General features: G+C 53.1%; 6 protein-coding genes. All 6 read left to right on the top strand.

All coding sequences use genetic code 11. The features are described 5' to 3' along the window. The coding region (locus B3F49_RS09050; RefSeq protein ID WP_293910551.1) for a lysoplasmalogenase family protein at nucleotides 1-547 on the top strand (547 nt) is incomplete at its 5' end. Nucleotides 548-555: 8 nt separating this feature from the next. Next, nucleotides 556-1,599, top strand: coding sequence for a magnesium/cobalt transporter CorA (gene corA / locus B3F49_RS09045; RefSeq protein WP_293910549.1), 1,044 nt, complete (start codon nucleotides 556-558; stop codon nucleotides 1,597-1,599). Further along, complete coding sequence (locus B3F49_RS09040) at nucleotides 1,590-2,420, top strand: GNAT family N-acetyltransferase (protein WP_293910547.1); 831 nt, start codon at nucleotides 1,590-1,592, stop codon at nucleotides 2,418-2,420. The genes corA and B3F49_RS09040 overlap by 10 nt, the downstream gene beginning before the upstream one ends. A 20-nt stretch (nucleotides 2,421-2,440) precedes the next feature. Then, on the top strand, nucleotides 2,441-3,490 hold the full coding sequence (locus tag B3F49_RS09035; protein ID WP_293910545.1) for a GNAT family N-acetyltransferase: 1,050 nt from the start codon (nucleotides 2,441-2,443) through the stop codon (nucleotides 3,488-3,490). A gap of 81 nt (nucleotides 3,491-3,571) precedes the next feature. Then, the gene (locus B3F49_RS09030; protein WP_293910543.1) at nucleotides 3,572-4,837 is read left to right on the top strand and encodes a hemolysin family protein; all 1,266 of its coding nucleotides are present in this window, start codon (nucleotides 3,572-3,574) and stop codon (nucleotides 4,835-4,837) included. Between the two features lie 38 nt (nucleotides 4,838-4,875). Further along, nucleotides 4,876-6,666: leucine--tRNA ligase (leuS, locus tag B3F49_RS09025; protein WP_293910541.1), on the top strand; the 1,791-nt coding region annotated here is incomplete at its 3' end.

Raw genomic sequence — 6,666 nt, 5'->3', positions numbered from 1 at the left:
TCTGAGAGCGGAAGGTTTGAATCGCCTCGGCTCATTGGTCAAGGTTCTTTTGATGCCGACGCTCATGGTGTACGTACTGAAAAACGGTGCACAGCCTTTCTTGCTTATCTCATTGTCGTTTGCAACGTTGGGCGATTACTTTCTCACCGACAGCTCCAGAAAACCTTACTTCATCCTGGGTATGGTCAGCTTCGCATTAGCCCACCTGCTCTATTCCGCCCATCTGTTGCTGCGTCCGCTCCAATGGCACCGCCTTATGATCGGGGCGCTGCTGATGCTCATCCCCATGACCTATCTTCTGCTGCTTCTTAAAACATCCCCCGTCAAACTGCGATATGCCCTGTACGGTCTCAACCTGTTCATCATGACAGCCTTGTGCTTTGGCAGTGGTTCACCTCTTGCATCGCTTGGAGCCTTGGCTTTCATCATCTCCGACGGTATGATTGGCATGGAGGCTTTGCATCGGCGCCGATTCAGCGTCATCACCGAGATGGCCGTCTACATTCTGGCCCAACTGTTGTTGGTGCTGGGTTTTGTGAATTTGTAGGAGAACGCATGCACGAAAAGAAAGTATCGCTGCCCTATGCGCACAAGAAGAAAGAAGGGCTTGCAGCAGGAAGCCTCATCTACGTCGGAGACACCCAGCCCCAACAGACATCCATCCGCACACACATCTACCATGCAGGATCGTATCGGGTGGAGCAAGGATACACACGTGCTGACAAACAGCATGTCCTGTGGGTGGAAATCACCGGGCTGGAAGATATCCAGGCCATCGTACAGATTGCCAAAGAGTTCCAGATTGCCAATCTCAGCCTTGAGGATGTGTTTTCCACCGACCAGCGTTTGAAACTGGATCAGTACGATTCCTACCTTTCGGTAACCTTGAGAATCCTGGCTCATCAAGGGACACAAGAGCAGCAGCTCACCCTCTTTTTAGGCGATGGGTGGGTGCTCTCGATTGCAGAGTACAACCACCAGAGCTTCGATGCGGTAATCCGTCAGCTGTCCTCGGCAACCAAACTGCAGGGTACCGGTTCCAGCGCCCTGCTGCACGCACTCATCGACCGGGTGGTCGACCAGTATCTGGTCGAGGCCGATGAGCTGGAATTGAAAACCGAGAATCTGGAGGAGGTGGTCATTACCAATCCCCAAGAAACATCCGCTTCGGTCATCCATCAGCAAAAGACTGATATTCTTACGTTGAGAAGAATGACAAACCCGCTGAGGGAAATCCTTACCACCCTCATACGGACGGAAAATCCATTTCTGGACCGAAATACGACGTTTTTACTACGGGATGTCTACGACCACGCCCTCTGGCTTGCCGAGGAGTGTGATATGATGCGTGAGACGGTGTCGGGTATCATGGAAGTCTACCTCTCAAGCCTCGATATAAAGATGAACGCCATCATGAAGGTGTTGACCATCATCTCAACCATATTCATCCCGCTCACATTCTTGACCGGCTTATATGGCATGAACTTCTCCTATATGCCGCTGACAGATGCGTATTGGGGTTTCTTTGCAATCCTGGTCTGCTGTATTTTGGTTGTCTGCGGCATGGCCATCTATTTCAGGAGAAAAAAATGGTGGTGACAAACACGCTCAAACATACGGACATGGAGGATCTCCTTCCTGTTTTCAATGAAGCTTTCAGCGATTACGATATACCGATTTCCATGACAGCTGAGGCGTTCGCCTCCCATTTGGAAAGTCTCTCCTACAGCAAGGATGACTCGGTTGGCTTGTTCGAAAAACGACGGCTGGTAGGCTTTTTGCTGATCGGCCGTCGAGGCAGCGTCGCCTACGACGCAGGAACCGGCATCATCCCTTCCTATCGGGGAAGGGGTCTCTCACACACACTCATCGATGCTGCAGCCGCCCATCTTGCTGCAAGAGGCTGCACCACCTTCGTCCTGGAAGTCCTCGATACCAATACCAAGGCAAAGAACCTCTATCAAAGCCATGGATTTGCCATCAGGCGCAACTTGTTGTGCTTTTCAGCCAAGCAAGACGAACTTGTTGGGCAGTCCGATCTTTTGCTGGAGCCCCACGAGGATGGATACCGCGTCCCATCATGCTATGAAAGCAGCTACCAGAACAATGACCAGTCGGTTGCGGAGGGGTTGTATACGTGTTCCGACATCGTCGAAAAGGGAACAAGAAAAGGAGTCGCCTGGTACCACCATACCCGTGGTTCGATAGCCCAAATCAACATAGAGCCTCAGTATAGAGATGAAAACTTTATGAAAGAGGCTATCATTTCCTGTGCCAGAGCGTGTACTACGCAAACAGTGCGCATTCTCAATGTCGATGAGGCGGACACGGTAGTCATCAACGCCCTGCAAGCTGCAGGTTTCACCAAATTCACCACGCAAAGTGAAATGGTTCTCATCCTTGAAGAGCAGAAACAATGAGCACATACTCCATTTCAGTCATGAAAAATGAGCAGGAAGCCGAGACAAGAGAGCTCATGCAGCGATGCTTTGACAAAAGTCTTGCCTCGATCTTCTTTCTTCATCCCGACACCACGCTGGTCGTCATCCATGAAGACAGGATCGTTGCCGGTTTGAATCTCGATGTCTACCAGGTAAACAAGCAGGTGAAAATGGGATATCTGGGATGGCTTTACACCGATAAGGAACACCGGGGCAAGGGTCTTGCAGGCAAGCTCCTGTCCGAAGCTCTGGTCTTCCTTAGGAGCTTGGGCTGCACCGATGTTGCGGGGTGCGTGGAGGGGGACAATCCAGCATCCTTCAAGCAACTTGAAAACAAGGGTTTTTCCCGTCTCTCGCTGCTTGGCCAGGTAAGGCGCTTTCGCTTCGGGCTTTTCCGGGTTTGGAAGCATGCCTCCCGATTCTTCGATATGGGATACTTTTTTTGGCATTTGAGCCTCGACGATACCCGTACGCAATCCTATCCGGAAAACCTCAAAGCCTTTCTGTTGGGAGTTGTTGCAAACACCCTGCTGTTCATCCCGGTCCTCTTTGGCTGGAACCTGGTCTCTCTTCTCAACTTCTCCTGGATGCAGTTCTCCCACGAGACCGGATCGCTCCTCTTCGCACTCCCCCTAGTGAGTTTGCTCGTACGCACCCTGCCTTCCCTTGTGTTTGCACACATACAGAAAATCCGGCTCGTCTACAGACAGTGGGATACTGCGTATTTCACAGCCCTTCTGTTGCCGCTTCTCGTGGGTCTGCCGTTCCCTGTACCCGGAAACCTCTATATACAAGGAAGCAACTGGTCATTGAAAACCCATGCAAAAGACCTAGCGCGCATGAGCCTGATCTCAAATACCTCGCTCGCCCTGCTCTTCATCCTGCTTCCCAATCCCTATACGTTGTTCCTGTTGACGCTTGATACGTTTTTTTTCTTCTATCCATTCTGTGGATTCAACTCCTCACGTATCAAACGGGAAGGTTGGAATTACCGCCTCTTCAGTTATGTTCTTACCCTTGCCTGCTACGCATTTCTCTTGGTATACTGATTGCATTATGGATGACCCGTTACCTAGTAAAGGGTGTTCAGGCGAACACTCGTTTTTTTCGTTTGTGGCCGGGAGGTGTACATGCAAGTACAACTGACCGCCATCGTTATTCTGCTGTTGTTCTCTGCTGTCTTCTCAGCAACGGAAACAGCCTATACCTCCCTCTCATTCGTGCAGCTCAAGACCTTGGAGAACCGCAAGAAGCGCTCAAGCAGGCTTGCCTACAAGCTCAGCCAGAACCGCGATGCCCTGCTTACAACAGTACTTGTCGGCAACAATGTGGTGAACATCTCCGTCTCCGCCTTGGTGACCACCTTCGCCATTGAATATTTCTCAAGCCAGGCGGTAGGCTATGCCACCGGCATCCTTACGCTGGTGATCCTGATCTTCGGTGAGATAACCCCCAAACAGCTTGCACTGACGCACAATATGAAGATAGCCGTCTTCATGGCCTATCCGATTCGATTCTTCTCCATCGTTCTGTTCCCCGTCGTGTGGCTGCTCAGACAATTCTCCTCCTTGATCACCCGCCTGTTCGCCTCCCATACCGAGCCGGCCATCACGACCGAGGGGGTGATGCACATGGTGGATGCCGCCGAGAATGAAGGGTTGGTGGACCAATACGAATCCGATTTGATGCAGAGGGCCATCCACTTCAGTGAAACCCAGGTCCGCACCATCATGACCCACCGTACCAATGTGTTTTGCATCAGTGACGAGCTGACAATCCGTGACGCCTTCCCTTCCATCGTGAAGTCGGGCTTCAGTCGTGTTCCAGTCTTCCACGGCAGCGCCGAGAATATCATAGGGATTGTGCTGGTCCGTGACATCCTGCGGGCCCAACTGGAGAAGCGGATGGACAAGAGCATCTCCACCATTCTCAGGAAGCCTATCTTTGTGCCGGAGCAGATGCACCTTGACGATGTCTTCTTCCTGTTCAAGAAGGACAAGTTGCAACAAGCCATCGTGCTGGATGAATACGGCGGTTTCAGCGGAGTGGTCACGATGGAAGATGTGGCTGAGCAACTGTTCGGCGAGCTCTATGACGAGCACGAGCGAAGGTTCCCCGACCGAATCGTCGAGCGTGAGCAGATGCCTGGAACCTTCCTGGTCATGGCGGACACACCGTTCCAGCAGTTTGTCGATGAACTGGATCTTTCGGCCGACTGTCAGAAGCAGAGGACTTCCACGGTTGCCGCCTATGTATTGGAGTTGACCGGAGACATCCCCCAGGAGGGGGAAGTCGTCCAGTCTCCTTTAGGAACCTTTCGCATCATTTCCATGAAGGGAAACAGGATGGAGGCAGTGGAATTTTCTCCGACCATCGATGATGGAACCCTTCTGTAGCGTTGACTGAAGCGTGATGCGAAGGTATGATGGCTCCCATGAGCAAATATCCCTTCCATGAAATAGAGACGAAATGGCAACGGTACTGGGACGAGCATCAGAGTTTTGCCGTCACCGAGGATCCAAGCATCCCCAAGGACAAGCGGATGTATGTCCTGGATATGTTCCCGTATCCTTCCGGGGCTGGACTGCATGTCGGCCATCCTGAAGGATATACCGCCACCGATATCTACTGCAGATTCCTCAGGATGAACGGATACAACGTCCTCCATCCGATGGGCTTCGATTCTTTCGGCCTGCCGGCGGAGAACTATGCCATCAAGACCGGCACCCATCCACGGACGACCACCGAAAAAAATATCGAGAACTTCCGCAAACAGATCAAGAGCCTGGGCTTCAGCTACGACTGGAATCGTGAGATTTCCACCCACAGAAGCGATTATTACCGCTGGACCCAGTGGATATTCATCCAGCTCTTCAACAAGGGGCTTGCCTATGAGTCACACACCCCGATCAACTGGTGCGAGGCATGCAAAACCGGCTTGGCCAACGAGGAAGTGAAGGAAGGGAAGTGCGAACGGTGCGGAACCACGGTGGTTCGCAAGAACATCCGCCAGTGGGTGCTGAAGATCACCGAATACGCAGACAAGCTGCTTGCCGACCTGGACAGCGTGGACTGGCCGGAGTCGGTGAAGCTCATGCAGCGCAACTGGATCGGCCGCAGTGAAGGTGCCTCCGTCTCCTTCAAGGTCGATGGGATGGACGCCCAGCTGGAAGTGTACACCACCCGTGCCGATACGCTCTTCGGGGCAACGTACATGGTCGTCGCTCCTGAGCACCCGTTGGTTGCCCAACTGACCAAGGCTGAGCAGAAAGAGGCCGTTGAGGCATATCTTGAGTCAAGCGCACGCAAGAGCGATCTTGAGAGAACCGATCTTGCCAAAGAAAAGACCGGTGTCTTCAGCGGCAGCTATGCGATCAACCCGGTAAACGGCAAGCGCATTCCCATTTGGGTTGCCGACTATGTCTTGATCAGTTACGGTACCGGCGCAATTATGGCGGTTCCCGCCCACGATACCCGCGACTGGGAGTTCGCCAAGAAGTTCGGCCTGCCCATCGTCGAGGTACTCAAGAGCGAAGTCGACGTACAGAAGCAGGCTTGGACCGAGGATGGAGTGCATGTGAACAGCGACTTCCTCGACGGTCTGAACAAGGAAGATGCCATCAAGACAATGCTCGATTGGCTTGAGGAGCACAAGCTTGGTTCGAAAGCGGTCAATTACAAGCTTCGCGACTGGATATTCAGCCGACAGCGCTACTGGGGCGAGCCCATCCCCCTGGTGCACTGTCCCACCTGCGGCACGGTTGCCGTTCCCGAGGACCAGTTGCCGCTGCTGCTTCCCGAGGTGACCAGCTATGAGCCCAGCGGTACCGGTGAAAGTCCGTTGGCAAAAATTGAGGAGTGGGTCAATTGCTCCTGCCCGGTTTGCGGGGGAAAAGCAAAACGGGAGACCAATACCATGCCCCAGTGGGCGGGTTCCTGCTGGTACTACCTGCGCTATCTCGACCCAAAGAATGACAAGCAGTTTGTTTCAGCCGAGAAGGAAGCATACTGGATGCCCGTCGACCTCTATGTCGGAGGCGCCGAGCACGCAGTGCTCCACCTGCTGTACGCCCGTTTCTGGCACAAGGTTCTCTTCGACCTCGGCCTGGTTTCCACCTCCGAGCCCTTCAAGCGATTGGTCAACCAGGGCATGATCACCAGCTATGCGTTCCAACGCAAGGACAAGAGCCTGGTCCCCACCGATATGGTCGAGGAGAAAGAGACC

Source organism: Sphaerochaeta sp. UBA5836 (assembly GCF_002432845.1).
In the GTDB taxonomy this organism is placed as follows: Bacteria; Spirochaetota; Spirochaetia; order Sphaerochaetales; family Sphaerochaetaceae; genus Sphaerochaeta.
This window is presented reverse-complemented; position numbering and strand designations above follow the sequence as displayed.